This window comes from Yoonia sp., assembly GCF_036770585.1.
Lineage (GTDB): Bacteria > Pseudomonadota > Alphaproteobacteria > Rhodobacterales > Rhodobacteraceae > Yoonia.
Genome location: NZ_DAIPIW010000030.1, coordinates 1 through 16,570, shown reverse-complemented (window position 1 = coordinate 16,570; position 16,570 = coordinate 1). Strand labels below are relative to the sequence as shown.

17 protein-coding genes and 1 tRNA gene are annotated in these 16,570 nt (G+C 64.0%); 5 read left to right on the top strand and 13 right to left on the bottom strand.

What is annotated here, in order from left to right:
* Positions 1-8: 8 nt before the first annotated feature.
* From V7N12_RS07440 to V7N12_RS07425, 4 genes are read left to right on the top strand one after another with little or no spacing between them, the layout of a single operon-like run.
* The gene (locus V7N12_RS07440; RefSeq protein ID WP_333713766.1) at positions 9-638 is read left to right on the top strand and encodes a paraquat-inducible protein A; all 630 of its coding nucleotides are present in this window, start codon (positions 9-11) and stop codon (positions 636-638) included.
* Positions 608-1,243, top strand: coding sequence for a paraquat-inducible protein A (locus V7N12_RS07435; RefSeq protein WP_333713765.1), 636 nt, complete (start codon positions 608-610; stop codon positions 1,241-1,243). Before V7N12_RS07440 ends, V7N12_RS07435 begins: the two co-directional genes overlap by 31 nt.
* A complete protein-coding gene (locus tag V7N12_RS07430) occupies positions 1,236-3,329 on the top strand; it encodes an MlaD family protein (RefSeq protein ID WP_333713763.1) in 2,094 nt (697 codons plus the stop codon). The genes V7N12_RS07435 and V7N12_RS07430 overlap by 8 nt, the downstream gene beginning before the upstream one ends.
* Position 3,330: 1 nt before the next feature.
* Positions 3,331-3,888 carry a PqiC family protein gene (locus tag V7N12_RS07425; protein WP_333713761.1) on the top strand — a complete coding sequence of 186 codons (558 nt, stop codon included), beginning with the start codon at positions 3,331-3,333 and terminating at the stop codon, positions 3,886-3,888.
* Here V7N12_RS07425 and V7N12_RS07420 read toward each other — a convergent pair.
* The 13 genes from V7N12_RS07420 to V7N12_RS07360 form a co-directional block, all read right to left on the bottom strand.
* Positions 3,885-5,018: a Gfo/Idh/MocA family protein gene (locus V7N12_RS07420; protein WP_333713759.1), complete on the bottom strand. Its 1,134-nt coding sequence runs from the start codon at positions 5,016-5,018 to the stop codon at positions 3,885-3,887. The genes V7N12_RS07425 and V7N12_RS07420 overlap by 4 nt on opposite strands.
* Positions 5,019-5,055: 37 nt before the next feature.
* Entirely contained in the window at positions 5,056-6,108 is a 1,053-nt protein-coding gene (locus tag V7N12_RS07415; protein ID WP_333713757.1) for a sugar phosphate isomerase/epimerase family protein, read from the bottom strand.
* A 72-nt stretch (positions 6,109-6,180) separates the two neighbouring features.
* On the bottom strand, positions 6,181-7,008 hold the full coding sequence (locus tag V7N12_RS07410) for a metal ABC transporter permease (protein WP_333713755.1): 828 nt from the start codon (positions 7,006-7,008) through the stop codon (positions 6,181-6,183).
* Positions 7,005-7,856 (bottom strand): metal ABC transporter permease, encoded by an 852-nt coding sequence (locus V7N12_RS07405; RefSeq protein ID WP_333713754.1) that lies wholly within the window; start codon positions 7,854-7,856, stop codon positions 7,005-7,007. The genes V7N12_RS07410 and V7N12_RS07405 overlap by 4 nt, the downstream gene beginning before the upstream one ends.
* Entirely contained in the window at positions 7,856-8,713 is an 858-nt protein-coding gene (locus tag V7N12_RS07400) for a manganese/iron ABC transporter ATP-binding protein (protein WP_333713752.1), read from the bottom strand. The genes V7N12_RS07405 and V7N12_RS07400 overlap by 1 nt, the downstream gene beginning before the upstream one ends.
* Positions 8,710-9,597 (bottom strand): metal ABC transporter substrate-binding protein, encoded by an 888-nt coding sequence (locus V7N12_RS07395; RefSeq protein ID WP_333713751.1) that lies wholly within the window; start codon positions 9,595-9,597, stop codon positions 8,710-8,712. The genes V7N12_RS07400 and V7N12_RS07395 overlap by 4 nt, the downstream gene beginning before the upstream one ends.
* A 175-nt stretch (positions 9,598-9,772) precedes the next feature.
* Positions 9,773-10,702 carry an AEC family transporter gene (locus V7N12_RS07390; protein ID WP_333713749.1) on the bottom strand — a complete coding sequence of 310 codons (930 nt, stop codon included), beginning with the start codon at positions 10,700-10,702 and terminating at the stop codon, positions 9,773-9,775.
* Positions 10,702-11,505: an MBL fold metallo-hydrolase gene (locus tag V7N12_RS07385; protein ID WP_333713747.1), complete on the bottom strand. Its 804-nt coding sequence runs from the start codon at positions 11,503-11,505 to the stop codon at positions 10,702-10,704. Before V7N12_RS07385 ends, V7N12_RS07390 begins: the two co-directional genes overlap by 1 nt.
* Entirely contained in the window at positions 11,502-12,290 is a 789-nt protein-coding gene (locus V7N12_RS07380) for a TatD family hydrolase (protein WP_333713745.1), read from the bottom strand. Before V7N12_RS07380 ends, V7N12_RS07385 begins: the two co-directional genes overlap by 4 nt.
* A gap of 10 nt (positions 12,291-12,300) precedes the next feature.
* Positions 12,301-13,407: a DNA polymerase III subunit delta' gene (locus V7N12_RS07375; protein ID WP_333713743.1), complete on the bottom strand. Its 1,107-nt coding sequence runs from the start codon at positions 13,405-13,407 to the stop codon at positions 12,301-12,303.
* Positions 13,404-14,012, bottom strand: coding sequence for a dTMP kinase (tmk, locus tag V7N12_RS07370; protein WP_333713742.1), 609 nt, complete (start codon positions 14,010-14,012; stop codon positions 13,404-13,406). The genes V7N12_RS07375 and tmk overlap by 4 nt, the downstream gene beginning before the upstream one ends.
* The gene (locus tag V7N12_RS07365; protein WP_443089943.1) at positions 14,009-15,190 is read right to left on the bottom strand and encodes a D-alanyl-D-alanine carboxypeptidase family protein; all 1,182 of its coding nucleotides are present in this window, start codon (positions 15,188-15,190) and stop codon (positions 14,009-14,011) included. The genes tmk and V7N12_RS07365 overlap by 4 nt, the downstream gene beginning before the upstream one ends.
* Positions 15,191-15,212: 22 nt before the next feature.
* Entirely contained in the window at positions 15,213-16,172 is a 960-nt protein-coding gene (locus V7N12_RS07360; protein ID WP_333713740.1) for an SPOR domain-containing protein, read from the bottom strand.
* Positions 16,173-16,431: 259 nt separating this feature from the next.
* Here V7N12_RS07360 and V7N12_RS07355 point away from each other — a divergent pair.
* Positions 16,432-16,521: transfer RNA gene (locus tag V7N12_RS07355), tRNA-Ser, on the top strand.
* Positions 16,522-16,570: the final 49 nt, after the last annotated feature.

Below are 16,570 nucleotides of genomic sequence, written 5' to 3'. Positions count from 1 at the left end.
ACACCACGATGAGAGCAGACAGCCTGAACCTCGATGACCTGATCGCCTGCCCGCAATGCGATACGCTGCATCGCGCACAGGACCTTCCTGACAACGCAAGCGCCCATTGTCAAAGATGCGGTGTGCTGCTGATGCGGTCGCAGCCGGATGCGATTGCGCGTATTCTGGCGCTGGCATCGACCGCCTTCATCCTGATGATCGCCGCCGTCAGCTTTCCGTTTCTGTCGCTGGACGCGGGCGGGTTCCGCAATGCGACCTCGGTCATCGACGCGGTGCTCGCGTTTCGCGCCGGCTATGCCTTTCCGCTGGCGGTCGCCGTTGCCTTCTTCATCATCGTGATCCCGCTGATGCGGCTTTCGGCGCTGATCTACGCGCTGGGCCCGCTGATGCGCAACGCACGGCCCGGACCGCTGGCGCGGCAGGCCTTCCGTCTGGCCGAAAGGCTGCGCCCGTGGAGCATGGCCGAAATCTTCATCGTCGGGGTCACCGTCGCGCTGATCAAGGTCGCGGGTCTGGCCACCGTGACGATCGGCCCCGCCTTCTGGGCCTTCGCGGGGGTCGTGGTGATCACGGTTCTGAAAGACAATCTTATCAGCAGGTATTCGATTTGGGAAACGCTGGACAAGGCGTCAAGCTGACCACCGCCTTGCAGGCGGGGCTGGTCGCCTGCCGCCAATGCGGTCAGGTGCACGCGGCGGAGACGCAACTTTGCAAACGCTGCGGCAGCACTTTGCAAAGTCGTGATCTGCAAAGCCTGCAAAAGGTCTGGGCCTGGCTGATTGCCGGCATGATCGCCTATATTCCGGCCAACGTTTATCCGATGCTTCTGACCTCGACCCTGATCGAGCGGTCCGAAAGCACGATACTCGGCGGCGTGGTCGAGCTGGTGGAATACGGCTCTTTGGGGGTGGCGGCGATTGTCTTCATCGCCTCGGTCATGATTCCCGTGGGCAAGTTCATCGCCATCGCTTATCTCGCCATCACCGTGCAGCGCAAATCCCAAGCCAGCCAACACGGGCGGCACCGTGCCTATGAAGTGGTCGAGTTCATCGGGCGCTGGTCGATGATCGACGTCTTTGTGGTTGCGATCCTTTCGGCGCTCGTGCAACTGCAGACAATCGCGACGATCAACCCTGGGATTGCGGCGCTCAGCTTTGCGCTGTCAGTGATCTTTACGATGCTGGCCGCGCAGGCCTTTGATCCGCGCCTGATCTGGGACGCAGAAAGACGACACGATGACTGACACACAGCCGAACGGACCGGCACCCTTGGACATCCGGCCTGCGAGATCGCGCGGGGCGGGGCGGCTGTCGTTTGTCTGGATCGTGCCGTTTGTTGCATTGGCCGTTTCGCTCTGGGCGGCATGGCAAAGCTATGCCGACCGCGGCACGCTGATCACCATCAGCTTCGAGAACGCATCGGGCATCGTCGAGGGCGAGACCAAGATCAAGTATCGCGATGTCGACGTCGGCCAGGTCGAGCGGGTCGAATTCTCCGAAGGGCTGACGGATGTTCTGGTCTACGCCCGGATCGACAACAACATTGCGCCCTTTCTGGACGATGACGCGCAATTCTGGGTGGTGCGCCCCGATGTCTCGGTGCGCGGGATCACCGGGCTGGAAACGGTGCTGTCAGGCGTCTACATCGAAGGCAACTGGGACACCGAAGCCGATGTCCAGCAGTATCAGTTCCGGGGCCTTGAAACCCGCAACCTGACACGGGCCAACCAGCGCGGCACCTCGGTCATCCTGCGGGCGGATGATGGCGGCAGCATCGCCGCCGGTGCACCGATCCTGCACAAGGGGATCGAGGTCGGCTTTCTGCAGCAACCCGAATTGTCCCCCGATGGCCGCGGCGTGATCGTCACCGCCTTCATCGAAAGCCCCTTTGACCGCCGCCTGACGACAACCACGCGCTTTTGGGACACCTCGGGGTTCAGCGTCTCGTTCGGCGCGTCGGGAGTGTCACTGAACGTCAGTTCGCTTGCCTCGCTGGTCGAAGGCGGCGTCGCCTTCGATTCGATCGTCTCTGGCGGCGCGCCGATTGCGGACGGACACCGTTTTCAGATCTACCGCGACCGGCAATCGGCCCGCGAAAGCCTTTTCACCGATCCCGATGCCGAAGTGCTGGAGGTCGCCGTGCTCTTTGCGGAATCCGTCAGCGGCCTGACCACAGGTGCCGAAGTCCGCCTGCAGGGCATCCGCATCGGCGAGGTCAGTGACCTCAATGCAATCGTTGTCGGCGAGGGCGAGCGCGCGCAGGTGCGTTTGCAGGTCGTGCTGGCCATCGAACCGGCGCGGCTGGGGCTTGAGGGCGAAGTCAGCGCCGAGGCCGCACTGGGCCTTCTGTCCGATCTGGTGACGCAGGGCCTGCGGGCACGGATGGTGACGGGGAACATTCTGGCCGGCACGCTGAACATCGAACTTGTGCAGGTCGAGGACGCGCTGCCCGCGATCATCAACCTGACATCGGGCGAGTTTCCGGTCATCCCCTCGACCGAATCCCAGATCTCTGACGTGGCCGCCACCGCCGAGGGCGTGCTGGCCCGCATCAATGCCCTGCCGGTCGAACAACTGCTGGAAAGCGCGATCAGCCTGATGGGCAGCATCGAAAGCCTCGTGAACGACGAGGCGACCCGCGCCACACCGGCCTCTATCGCGGCCCTGATCAACGAGGCCCGCGGGCTGGTGGGATCCGAAGACATGCAAGCGATCCCGACGGATCTGCGGACGGTGATCAATGACCTCAACCTGCTGATCAACGATGCCAACGAGATCGAACTGGTCGCCAATCTTGACGCCACGCTGACATCGATCACGCAGGTCGCAAGCAACATCGAGGTCGCCACGCGCAACCTGCCGCAGATCACCGAAGACATCGAAACCCTGACCCGGCGCGCCTCGGAACTTGAACTGGAACGGCTGGTGACATCCGCCAGCGACACGCTGGATGCCATCGAGGGGCTGATCGGGACAGAGGATGCAGTTGCCCTGCCCGCCTCGCTGAATGCCTCGCTGGACGAATTGCGCGGCCTGATCGCCGAGCTTCGCACGGGCGGCGCGGTCGAGAACCTGAACGGCACGCTTGCCGCCACCAACGAGGCCGCTGTCGCCTTGCAGGATGCCGTTGCCGGTCTTCCCGAACTGACCGCGCGCGCGAACCGGCTGGTGCTGCTGTCAGAGGAAGTCGTGGACAGCTACAGCCAGCGCTCGCGCTTCGGGGCCGAAACCATGCAACTGATCCGCGACATCCAGAGTGCCGCCGATGCCGTCACCGCCCTTGCGCGCCAGATCCAGCGCAATCCCAATTCGCTAATCACAGGACGCTAAGATGAAGTCTGCCCTGCCCCTCGCCCTGATCGCCGTGCTTGCCGCCTGCGCCGGTCCGCTGGAACGGCTGCAACTGCCGCCCCAGACCTCGACGCTGGAATTGCGGCCGCTTGTCGGGTCGGCACAGGTGCGCACGGTCTCGCTGCCCTCCTATGCCGCCGCCGAGGAAGTGGCGCGCGAATTGCCCGGCGGGCTGATTGCCACGAACAACGATGTGCTGTGGGCCGATATGCCCGAGCGCGGCGTGACCCTGTTTCTGACGCGCAGCCTTTCGGACATCCTGAATATCGATGTGGGGCCCGAGCCTTGGCCCTTCGTGGAATTGCCCGATGTCACGATCGACGTGCGCGTGTCGGACATGCTGGCGGGGGCTGACGGGTCGTTCCGGCTGGCAGGGCAGTTCTTTGTCGGCGGCGACCGGATCAGCTATCGCAACAGATCCGACAGGTTCGACATCAGCGTCCCGATGCCCGACCAGTCACTGGGCAGCATCAGCGCCGCACAATCGGCGGCACTGGTAGAGTTGTCCGAAATGATCGCCCGCCGTCTGGGCCGCTAGGCCAAGGTCACCCAAGCCCCGTCCCGCTGGGACGAGCGGACGCAGGCCGCGACGAATTGCATGCCCTTCAACCCGTCCTGCACGGTCGGGAACAGGACATCATCCGCCACCTTGCGCCCTTCGCGGTGCGCTGCGATGGCATCTGCGGCCTCGCGATAGATGGTGGCGAAGGCTTCCAGATAGCCCTCGGGATGGCCGCCGGGGATGCGCGTCACGCGGGCGGCATCGCTGGTCGCCCCCGCCCCGCCACGGGTCAAAAGCTGCTTGGGTTGCCCCAGTTCGGTGAACCACAACTGGTTGGGGTTTTCCTGCGCCCATTCCAGCCCCGCCTTTTCGCCATAGATGCGCAGGCGCAGGCCGTTCTCGTTGCCGGGGGCGACCTGTGAACACCACAGCATCCCGCGCGCGCCACCGGCAAAGCGCAGCATCACATGGGCGTTGTCATCAAGCGCGCGCCCGCCGACGAAGGCCTGCAGATCGGCGGACAGGCTTTCCAGCTCCAGCCCCGTCACGAAACTGGCGAGGTTGAAGGCATGGGTGCCGATATCGCCCGTCGATCCGCCAAGGCCGGATCGTTCCGGATCGGTGCGCCACGCGGCCTGCTTGCTGTCGTCCGCACGGCTCAGCCAATCCTGCGCATATTCCACCTGCACCACGCGGATCTTGCCCAAACGCCCCTCGGCCACCATCTGGCGCGCCTGCCGCATCAGCGGATAGCCGGTGTAGTTGTGGGTCAGCACGAAAAGCGCGTCGCTGTCCTCGGCCGCCTTCACCAGTTTCCTTGCGTCCGCCATCGTCGAGGTCAGCGGCTTGTCGCAGATGACATGGATGCCGCGCTTGAGGAATTCGCGCGCAGCGGCGTAGTGGACATGGTTGGGGGTGACGATCGCCACCGCCTCGATCCCGTCTTTCAACCGCGCCTCGCGGATCGCCATGGCCTTGAAGTCGTCATAGGTCCGCGCCGGATCGAGGCCCAGCGCCGCACCCGAGGCCTGCGCCTTTTCCGGCGTCGATGACAGCGCGCCTGCGACAAGCTGGAACCGCCCGTCAATGCGCGCGGCGATCCGATGGACGCCCCCGATAAAGGCGTCATTGCCGCCACCCACCATGCCCAGTCGGATCGGTCTCATCGTGCTGTCTCCCTTATCATCTTGCTGAAGATACGTCCTAGATGCCCAGCATCCGGCGGTTGGTGTCTTCATCCACCGCACCGCCCGCAAAGTCGTCGAAGGCCCGTTCGGTCACGCGGATGATGTGGTCTTTCACAAATTGCGCGCCTTCGCGGGCGCCGTCCTCGGGGTGCTTCAGGGCGCACTCCCATTCGACCACGGCCCAGCCGCCGAAATCATTGGCCGCCATCTTGGAAAAGATCGCCGCGAAATCGACCTGCCCGTCGCCAAGACTGCGGAAACGTCCTGCGCGGTCCACCCATGACTGGTAGCCGCCATAGACCCCCTGCCGCCCCGTCGGATTGAACTCGGCGTCCTTCACATGGAACATCTTGATGCGGTCCTTGTAGATGTCGATGTGGTCGATGTAGTCGAGGCATTGCAACACGTAGTGCGACGGATCGTAAAGCATGTTGCACCGCGCGTGCCCGCCCAGACGGTCCAGGAACATCTCGAAGGTCACACCATCGTGCAGATCCTCGCCGGGGTGGATCTCATAGCAGAGATCGACGCCGCAATCCTCGGCATGATCGAGGATCGGACGCCAGCGCGCGGCGAGTTCGTCGAAGGCCATCTCGACCAGTCCGGCGGGGCGCTGCGGCCAGGGGTAGACGTAGGGCCAGGCCAGCGCGCCCGAAAAGGTCGCCATTTCCGTCAGCCCAAGGTTTTTCGAGGCGGTCAGCGCCATCGTCACCTGATCGACCGCCCATGCCTGCCGCGCGGCGGGGTTCCCCTGCACCTGCGGGGCGGCGAAGGCGTCGAAGGCCGTGTCATAGGCGGGGTTCACGGCGACCAGCTGGCCTTGCAGGTGGGTGGAGAGTTCGGTGACGGTGACGCCGTTCGCCTCGGCCTGTCCTTTGAAGTCGTCGCAGTAGGTCTTGCTTTCGGCGGCTTTCGCCAGATCGAAAAAGCGCGCGTCCCAGCTTGGCACCTGCACACCGGCATAACCGCAGTCGGCGGCCCACCTCGTGATGCCGTCCCATGTGTCGAAGGGTGCTGCATCGCCCGCGAATTGCGCCAGAAACAGACCCGGTCCTTTGATGGTTTTCATGACAGCCTCCCTGCTTGTTAGCGCAAACAATAACGATTTAGGATCAGGATGCCAGAGGTTGTCGCGGAAAAATCAGGCCCGGGCCTGCCGCTGCGTCAGGTTCGCGCGTATGAAGGCCACGATGAAGATGGCCGTCAGGACCAGAATCACCGTCGGTGCCGGGGCGCTGTCGAGAAAGAAACTGGCATAGACGCCCGCGATGCCTGCAAAACCCGTGACGCCGACCGCGATCGGCAGCATCAGCATCAGCCGCTTGGTCACCAGAAAGGCAATCGCCCCCGGCGCGATCAGCAGGCCGATGGCAAGGATGATCCCCACCGCCGAGAGCGTCGCCACGATGGTCAGCGAGATCATCGCCAGCAACCCGTAATGCAGCCAGCCCACCCGCAGCCCCACCGCCTGCGCCTGCACCGGATCGAAGGTATGCAGCATGAACTCGCGCCGTTTGGCGATGATGATCAGGGCGACAGTCCCCGCGATCACGCCGGCCGTCAGCAGATCCTGCCGCCCAACCCCAAGCATGTTGCCGAACAGGATATGGTGCAGGTCCATCTCGGTCGGGATCTTGCTGTGCAGCACAAGGCCAAAGCCGAACATCCCCGAAAAGACCACGCCCATCACGGTGTCCTGCTTGACGCGGCTGTTGCCCGCCAGAAACCCCGTCGCCAGCGCGCAGACCATGCCCGCCACGAAGGCCCCGATCAGTAGCGGGATGCCAAGGATATAGGCCAGCACGATCCCCGGCAGTACCGCATGGCTGATCGCGTCGCCCATCAGCGACCAGCCTTTCAGCACCAGAAAACACGACAGCAGGCTGGTCGGCACCGCGATGATGGTCATCATCAGGAAGGCGTTGTTCATGAAGGCGAACTGGAAGGGAAAGAGCAGCGTGTCGATCATGGCTGCAACACCTGTGCCGCGCGGCGGCGGGCGGCGAGATAGCCGTGCTTGGGCGCAAAGACAAAGGCTGCAAGAAAGATCAGCGTTTGCAGCGACACGATGATCCCGCCCGTCGCCCCGTCGATGAAGTAGCTGAGGTATGCGCCGACAAAGCTGGTCCCCGCCCCGATGCCGACGCTCAGCACCAGCAGGCGCGGAAAGCGGTCGGTCAGCAGGTAGGCCGTCGCCCCCGGTGTCACGACCATCGCGATGACAAGAAAGGCCCCCACCGTCTGCAAGGCCGCGACGCAAGAGGCCGCCAGCAGCGTGAAGAAGACCACCCGCAGCACATCGGGCCGCAAGCCGATGGACCGCGCGTGGTTTTCATCGAAGAAGGCGACCATCAGGTCTTTCCACTTCGCCAGCAGCACCGCCAGCGTCACAAAGCCGATGATCGCCAGTTGCAAGGTGTCCGCAGGCGTGATCGCAAGGATATTGCCCATGGTGATCGTCTCGACACTGACCGAAGCGGGCGAGAGCGACACCATGAAAAGCCCCAACCCGAAAAACGAGGTGAAGATCAGCCCGATGATCGTATCCTCTTTCAAGCCCGACCGCTGGTTGAGAAACAGCATCGCCCCTGCCGCCAGACCACCGGCAGCGAAAGCCCCCAGCGCGAAGGGCAACCCCAGGATATAGGCCCCCGCCACCCCCGGCACGATGGAATGGCTCAGCGCGTCGCCGATCAGCGACCAGCCCTTCAGCATCAGATAGGCCGAAAGGAACGCACAGATCGCCCCCACCAGCGCGCTGACCCACATCGCGTTGAACATGTAGCCGTAACTGAACGGTTCGAGCAGCAGGTCCATCAGTCGGCCTTTTCCTCGGCGGGCTTTTCCTGGCCGTAGACCACGAATGGCCGCTCGTCATCGGTGATGACCCGAATGGACCGGCTGTCGTCATCATCATGCAGGTCGTCGCCGCCCAGCACGAAATGCCGCAGCACACCGCCGAAGGCGCGTTCGAGGTTGTCGTGGGTGAAGGTATCCGCGGTCAGCCCGTAGGCCAGGACCGTCCCCTTCACCAGAATGGTCCTGTCGCAGAACTCGGGCACGGACCCCAGATTGTGGGTCGAGACAAGGATCACGCGGCCCTCGTCCCGCAGGTCGCGCAGAAGTGCGACAATCGCATCCTCGGTCTGCACATCGACGCCGGTGAAGGGTTCATCCAGCAAGATGACCCTGCCCTCTTGCGCCAGGGCGCGCGCCAGAAACACGCGCTTGCGCTGCCCGCCCGAGAGCTCGCCGATCTGGCGATAGCGGACGTCGGCCATGTTGACCCGCGCCAGCGCCTGCGTGACGGCGGCGTGGTCGGCGGGTTTGGGGCGACGGAAGAACCCCATATGCCCGTAGCGGCCCATCATCACCACGTCCTCGACCAGCACCGGAAAGGACCAGTCGACCTCTTCGGATTGCGGGACATAGGCCACGATGTTGCGGCGCAACGCCTCTTTCACCGGCATCCCCAGGACCGAGATCTCGCCCCGCGCGGCGGGCACGAAGCCCATGATCGCCTTGAAGAGCGTCGATTTCCCGGCACCGTTCACCCCCACCAGCGCGGTGATCGTGCCGGTGGGGATTTCGAAACTGGCGTCATGCAAAGCCGTCAGACCATTGCGATAGGTCACGGTCACATGCTGCGCGATGATGCCGGGGTGGGATGTCATTCGGTCAAACCTTCGACCAAGGTTTCGGTGGTTACGCGCAAAAGATCAAGATAGGTCGGCACGGGGCCATCCGCCTCGGTCAGGCTGTCCACATAGAGAACGCCGCCATAGCGCGCGCCAGTTTCGCGGGCCACCTGCTGGGCCGGGGCCTGATTGACGGTGCTTTCGCAGAAAACCGCCGGAATATCGTTCTCGCGCACCGTGTCGATCACGCGGCGCACCTGCTGGGGGGTTCCTTGCGCGTCCGAGTTCATCGGCCAGAGATAAAGTTCCCTCATCCCGAAATCACGCGCCAGATAGCTAAAGGCCCCCTCGCAGGAGGTCAGCCAGCGTTGCTCTTCCGGGACGGCGCGGATGCGTTCGCGCAAGGGGGCGATGGCGGCCGTAATCTCGGCCTTGTAGCTTTCGGCGTTCGCCGCATAGGTTTCGGCATTCGCGGGGTCATGGGCGATGAAGGCATCGCGGATGTTGTCGACATAGATCAGCGCGTTCTCAAGGCTCATCCAGGCATGGGGGTTCGGCTTGCCTTCATAGGCCCCGCCCGAGATGTCCAGCGGCGCGATCCCATCCGTCAGGGTCGCGCTGGGGATACCATCGAGGTTGGCGAAGAACTGTTCGAACCACAATTCGAGGTTCAGCCCGTTCCACAGGATCAGGTCCGCATCCTGCGCGCGGATGATATCGCGCGGTGTCGGCTGGTAGCCGTGGATTTCCGCCCCGGGGCGCGTGATGCTTTCGACGATGGCCGCGTCTCCGGCGACGTTCCGGGCCATATCGGCGATGACGGTAAAGGTCGTGACGGCCTTGAACTGATCCTGTGCGGCGGCGGGCAATGCCAGAAGTGCACCACAAAGCGTTCCGATGATCAGGCGCGACGGTGTCATGTGGGGTATCCTTTCTTCCCTCTTTCTTGGGTAAAGTCGACGTTTCCGCACCGGCAAAGAATGCAAATGCGAATAGTTCTCATTTTCAACACTAGTCTTGATATAGAGGCCCCGCAAGGGCCGCCAAGGGCCGCCCGTGCCGATCCTGATGCTTTTCCCAAGGTTGCGTTGCGGCCTAGGGCAGCACCGCCAGCCAGAGCCAGACCGTCAGGATCGAGGCCCCCGTTCCGATCAATACGGCCGATGCCGCGACCCGACGCGCCTTGCCATACATATTGGCGAAGAGATAGGTATTGATCCCCGGCGCCATCGCCGACGTCAGCAGCGCCGAGCGCAAGGCCGCATCCGACAGGTCGGTCCAGCGCGCCATGCCCCAGACAATCGCCGGATGCAGGATCAGCGAGACCGCAACGACAAAGGCGATGGTGCGCAAATCCCCCTCGGGGCGATAGCGGTTGAGCACACCGCCCAGTCCGAACAGGGCCGCCGGAAGTGCGGCACGGATCATCAGGTCCAGCGCGTCGGTAAAGGCCCCGGGCAGCGGGATCCCCCCGAGGTTGACGACGAACCCCAGTGCAACCCCGAGGATCAGGGCGTTATGGAACATCGCGCCAAGCACTTTGCCCGGCAGTGCCGCGATCCGGCTGCCACGGTTGCGGGCGATCTCCATGGCGGTGATGCCGACCGCGTAGCAAAAGGGGGAATGGATCGCGATAATGGCATAGTTGGCTTCAAGTGCGCCTGCGCCATAGGCCCGCTCGGTGATCGGCAGGCCCAGCAAGACCGAGTTGGAAAAAAGACAGCAAAAGCCGATGGCGACGCTATCCTCCCAGTCGCGTCCGAAGATATAGCGCGCGCCAAAGAACCCTGCCGCAAAACCCGCCAGTGCGCCTGTGTAGAAGCTGAACAGCAGCGCCAGATCGAAGTTCTGCCCCAGATCGAGGGTCGAAATGGCGCGGAACAGCAGACAGGGAATGGCGAAGTTCTGGGTGAACTTCATCAACCCGTCGACACCCGCATCGCTGAAATACCCCCGCCAGACAGCGACATAACCAAAGCCGATCACCAGAAAGACCGGAAGGATGACGTCGATCAGGGCTGCCATCAGGGCAGGGCCAGGGTGATCGTCAACCCGTCATAGGCGGGTTCGACGTTGTCCGGCGTCTCGGCCGCGACGGTCGCGTAATCAAGGTCGATATGCATGTTCGTCAGCACCGCGCGGCGCGGCGCGGCGCGGGCGATCCAGTCCAGCGTTTGCGCCAGATGGGCATGGGTGGGATGCGGCTCGCGGCGCAGCGCATCGACGATCCATGTGTCGAGGTTTTCAAGCTGTGGCCAGACCTGATCGGGGATGGTCGAGACGTCGGGCAGATAGGCCACGCCCCCGATGCGAAAGCCCAGCGCCTCGATCCGCCCATGTTCAACCTTGAATGGCTGAAAGGTGATCTCGCCCCCCTGCCCTTCAATACTGAATACCCCGTCGATCGGATTGAGATCGAGGATCGGCGGATAGGACGATCCTTTCGGCTGCACGAAGGCATAGCCGAAGCGGCCCAGAAGGTCGTTGGTGGTGTCCCCGTCCGCCCAGACCTGAAGCCGGTCGCGCATGTTGTAGACGATCATCCGCAGATCATCGATGCCATGCACATGATCGGCGTGGCTATGCGTATAGACGACACCGTCCAGCGTCCCGACCCCCGCATCCAGCAGTTGCTGGCGCATGTCGGGTGAAGTGTCGATCAGAACCTGCGTCTTGCCTCTGGCGTTCTCGCGCGTCACCAGCAACGAGCACCGCTTGCGCGCATTGCGCGGGTTCGCGGGATCACAGGCGCCCCATGCGCCACCCAATCGCGGAACCCCTCCGGACGAGCCGCAGCCGAGGATACGAAAAGAGAGCGTATCACTCATGCCGCGGCCTTCCAGAACAGGCGGTCGAAATTGGCGGTGGTCTGTCTGGCGAAGTCTTCATAGGTCATGCCATGGACCTCGGCCCCGACCTTTGCGGTATGGGCGGTATAGGCGGGTTCATTGCGCCTGCCGCGATGGGGTGGCGGCGCAAGATAGGGGCTGTCGGTTTCCAGAAGGATGCGGTCCACGGGGGCGGCGGCGAAGATGTCGCGCAGGTCCTGACTTTTGGGAAAGGCCGCGATGCCGGACATCGACAGGTAGAACCCCAGATCAAGCGCCACTTTCGCCAGTTCCGCCCCGCTGGAAAAGCAATGCATCACGCAAGGGTAGGCGCCGTTCCTGTATTCCTCGTTCAGGATGCGCGCCATGTCGTCGTCCGCGTCACGGGCATGGATGATCAGCGGCAGTCCGGTCTCGCGCGCGGCGGCGATGTGGATCCGCAACGAGGTTTGCTGGATCGCGGCACTTTCGGCGGTGTAATGATAATCCAGACCGCTTTCCCCGATGCCGACGAATTTGGGATGCGCGGCAAGGGCCACCAGGTCATCGACGGTGGCAAGCGGTTCTTCGGCCGCACTCATCGGGTGGGTGCCGGCGGCGTAGAAGACCGGATCATAGCTTTCGGCAATCGCGCGGACCTGCGGTTCCAGCCGCAGCCGCGTGCAGATCGTCACCATGCGTGTGACACCCGCCGCAAGGGCGCGCGCCACGACATCATCACGCTCGGCGTCGAAATCGGGGAAATCGAGATGGCAATGGCTGTCGACGATGGTCGCTTGGGGCATGACGCGGCTTTCAGGCGGCGGCGACACCTTGCGCCGTCTCTTCGATCTTGAAGACCATATCAAGGATCAGCGAAGCGGGGTCAAGGTTCACCGCCCGCCCGTGGCGCGAGCGGTCGGTCAGGTCCTGTTGCAACTGCGCCCAGGCCCTTGCCGCGCGGTCATCGGGGGCAAGGCGGGACAGAAGGCGCGCCTCGCCCGGGGCACCTTGCGTCGCAGGCGCGCCCATCAGCCCGGCCCGGGCGGTGCGCGCCAGAAACAGGTCGATCAGGTCCAGCGTCATGCCAAAGCGCGTCTCGGCCCCTCTGCCGACGCAGGCCTCGGCCAGTTTCAGCGCCGCCTGCCGGTTGAGGCGCGGCAGCCCCTCGAACGTCCTGACGATCTCGGCATAAAGCGCAAGGCCGTCATGCTGCAAAAGCCGGATCGCATCACCGGCCGAGCCCGCCGCGAGGGCCGCAAGGCTTTCGGCGTGATCGACGTGATGCCCCGCCTGCGCCAGCGCCCTTTGCAGATCATCCGCACCCAGCCGCTGGCAGCGCAGTTCGCGGCACCGCGACCGGATCGTGGGCAGAAGCCGCGAGGGCTGATGCGCGATCAGAAGAAGCGTGGTGCGGGCGGGCGGCTCTTCCAGTTCTTTCAGGATCGCGTTGGCGGCGTTGCGGTTCAGCTCGTCCGCGGCATCGACGATGACCACACGGCGCCCGCCATCGGTCGCCGAGAGGTGAAAGAACTTCTTGAGCCCGCGCACCGCATCGACGGTGATCTCGGCCCGCAGTTTCTCGCCTTTGTCGTCCAACTGACGGCGGATCACGGACAAGCGCGGATGCGCACCCGATTGCACCAGACGCGCCTCGGGGTGGTCAGGGTCGACGGCGAGGGTCGGATCGCCGAACAATCCGACCTGCGGATCGGTCAGCAGAAAGGTCGCGATTTTCCATGCCAGCGTCGCCTTGCCCACACCGCGCGGGCCGGTGATCAGCCAGCCCGAATGCAGACGGCCCGAGGCAAAGGCATCGACGAAATCCGCCTGTGCCCTGTCCTGCCCATAAAGCACGGCCGTTTCGCGCGGATGCGGTGCGCCCGCGATGCGGTCCGGTTCGGGGGGGGTGTCGCCGCTCATAGATGCGCCGCGATTTCGCTGGCGATCTGGTCCTCGGTGCGATTGCCGTCGATCAGGACACAGCGATCGGGGTTCGCGCGGGCGAGTGCGAGAAACCCGTGCCGCAGCGTTTCCTGAAACGCGAGGCCGAAATCCTCGAACCGGTCCTCGCCGGACTTGCGGGCCAGACCGCGTGTCAGGGCGGTTTCGGGGTCCATGTCGATGATGAAGGTCAGGTCCGGTTCGCGCCCGATCATCAGCGCATGCAGGCTGTCGACCATGGCGCGCAGGTCGCCGCGCGTGGCCCCCTGATAGACCCGCGTGCTGTCGGCGAAACGGTCCGAGACGACGATCTTGCCCGCCGCCAGCGCGGGATGAATGGTCTTTTCCAGATGGTCGCGGCGCGCGGCGGTAAAGAGCAGGATTTCCGTCTCGGCGGACCAGCGGCCGGGGTCGCCTGTCAGCAAAAGCGCGCGGATATCCTCGGCCCCGCTGCTGCCGCCGGGTTCACGGGTCAGCACGACTTCGCGCCCCTGCCCTTCGAGATAGCTGGCAAAGCGGCGGGCTTGGGTGGATTTTCCGGAACCGTCGATGCCTTCGAAGGTGATGAAGCGCGGCTCGCTCATGCGCCCTCGGATGCGGCGTCACCGGGCACTGGTCCGAATTTCTGCCAAAGCACAAGTGCCGCGGTGCGCAACCTTGTGCCGAACCCGCCCCGCGCGACATCCGCGTCGGCGACAAGGGGGATCCGTTTCTCGGGCAATTCGTCAAAGGTGATGACCAATTCCCCAAGGTGCTGGCCCGCCGCGATCGGCGCCTCGATCGGGCCGGTATAGACCACATCGGCGGTGATATTGCCCTGATTAAGTGCCGGGACCAGCAGGGTCAGATCCTCGGCCACGGTCAGCCCGACAGAGGGGGCCGCCCCCATCCAGACATCAGCGGTCGCGATCTGGGTGCCTGCCGTGGCGACCTCTTGTTCGGCGAACTGGCGGAAGGCCCAGTTGACGATGCGGATGGATTCCTCGCGGCGCGCCTCGGCGCTGTCCAACCCCGTGATCACCCAGATGATCCGGCGGTCACCCTGTTTGGCCGAGCCGACGAAACCATAGCCCGCTTCCTGCGTATGCCCGGTCTTCAGCCCGTCCGCGCCCAACCCCATCGAAAGGACCGGATTGCGGTTGCGCGTATTGGACGGCACGCGCCCGTCGAAGGCGAATTCTTCCTCGGCAAAGAGCGGATAGAAGGTCGGGAAATCCGAAATCAGACGGTCGGTGAGGATCCCCAGATCCTCCATCGACATGCGGTGGCCGATGGCGGGCCACCCGCTGGCGTTGACAAAATTCGAGTTGCGCATGCCAAGTTGCGCCGCACGTTCCGTCATCAGCCGCGCAAAGCCCGCCTCGGTGCCGTCCGGAGACAGCGCTTCGGCCAGCACCACAGTGGCATCATTGCCCGACTGGATGATGGCACCGCGCAAGAGATCCTCGACCCGCACCCTGTCGGTGGTGTCGAGAAACATCGACGATCCGCCGAAGCTGGCAGCATGCGAGGACACGGAGAGTTCCTCGTCCACGTTCAGCCGTCCGCTCGTTACGGCCTCGAAGGCCATGTAGATCGTCATCAGCTTGGACATCGAGGCGGGCGGCAGAGGCTCTTGCGCATTCTTCGACAAAAGCACCGTGCCGGTGGACTGGTCATAGACATAGGCCGCAGTCGCTGTCGTCTCGAAGGCCGTGGCCATCATGGGCATGCCCAAGAGACTGACAACAGCAATCAGGCGGCGCAGGAAGGTCTTGGACATGAAAGGCTCCGTCCGTCTGGGGTTATTCGGTCGTCTCTGTGATGATGAAGGCATCGACGAAACCGATATCTTGCAAGGCTGCAAGGGCCGCATCGCTGACCAATGGACCCGCCACCAGCCGCCAGACCGTCTGCCCGCCCATGGTTTCGGTCAGCACCTCGGCTGCGAGCCCCGCCGCCTGAATGCGGGCCGCATCGGCATTGGCGTTGCCTTCGTTGCTGTAGACCCCGATCTGCGCGCGCGGCCCGTCGGCAGGCGGGATGGGGGTTTCGAAGACGGCAGAGACATCGACCGTCCCGGTGTCATCGATCGCGGCGGTCGCGGCAGCGGCAAGATTTGCCGCAGCGGTCGCCGTCTGGGACCCTTCATCGGTTGTTTCCGCCGCCACAGCCAGTGCCGGTGCAGCAGCGACCACGGCGGCGGTCTCGGCGGGCGCTGGTCCGGCGTCCTCTGCCGCAGGGGCCGGATCAAGCGGCGCTGCGTCCACGTTCACCGGCGCCTCGAGACTGGCGACAACCGGATTTTCATCTGCGGGGACAATAACTTGCGTCTCTTCGCGGCGCAGGGCAACCACGTAAAGCTCGACCGGTGAGCCCGCAAGCGCGCCCAACGCATCCGCCGCATCCGACGAGATCTGAATTTCGGGGCCGGGGTTCAGCCTTTCGCGCCGGAACAGCGCCCCGACGATCGTTTCGCCGCTTGCGGTATTGCGGATCAGCACGCGCTCGGGGTCCCGCACATCGGGGTGCGCGACCCAGACACCGCCCAGCGAGGGCCGCCCGTCCCAGAGCGCGCGGTCGGTGGTTTCGAAGATATCGGGACGCTCGACATCGCGTTCCTGCGAGACGCGCTGGCCCGGGGCGTTGATCGCCATGGGGCGGTCCGTCTCTGCCGGGGCGGCGGATCGATTGAGCAGACCTGTCTGCTCGCAAGCTGCCAGTGTCGCGCCCACCAGACAGACCAGCGCCAATTTGCGCCGCATATCCAATACCCTGCTCAGTCCCACCATTCGTCCGCCCCCATCATCGCGACGCATTTCACGTCGCGCCTGCCTTCGCGGCAGTTTTCTGCTCTTTGCGCTGCCGGGATGAGGTATCACAGGCACATCCCTTGGCGCTTTGCGGGGAAGATAACGCCAGACCACGCGTTTTGAAAGAGTCTCAAGCCGCGAGACGGCGGATTTCCCCAAACCGTGAACCCGCTTTTCGAATCACATCAGAGTGTCTAACAGGCCTCTGGTCGGAGGAGTGGCAGAGTGGTTGAATGCACCGGTCTTGAAAACCGACGTAGGTGAAAGTCTACCGTGGGTTCGAATCCCACCTCCTCCGCCAGAGACCGCCGTCTTTTAAATGGTCTTTTTTGTCCCGATTTCCTGCTGGC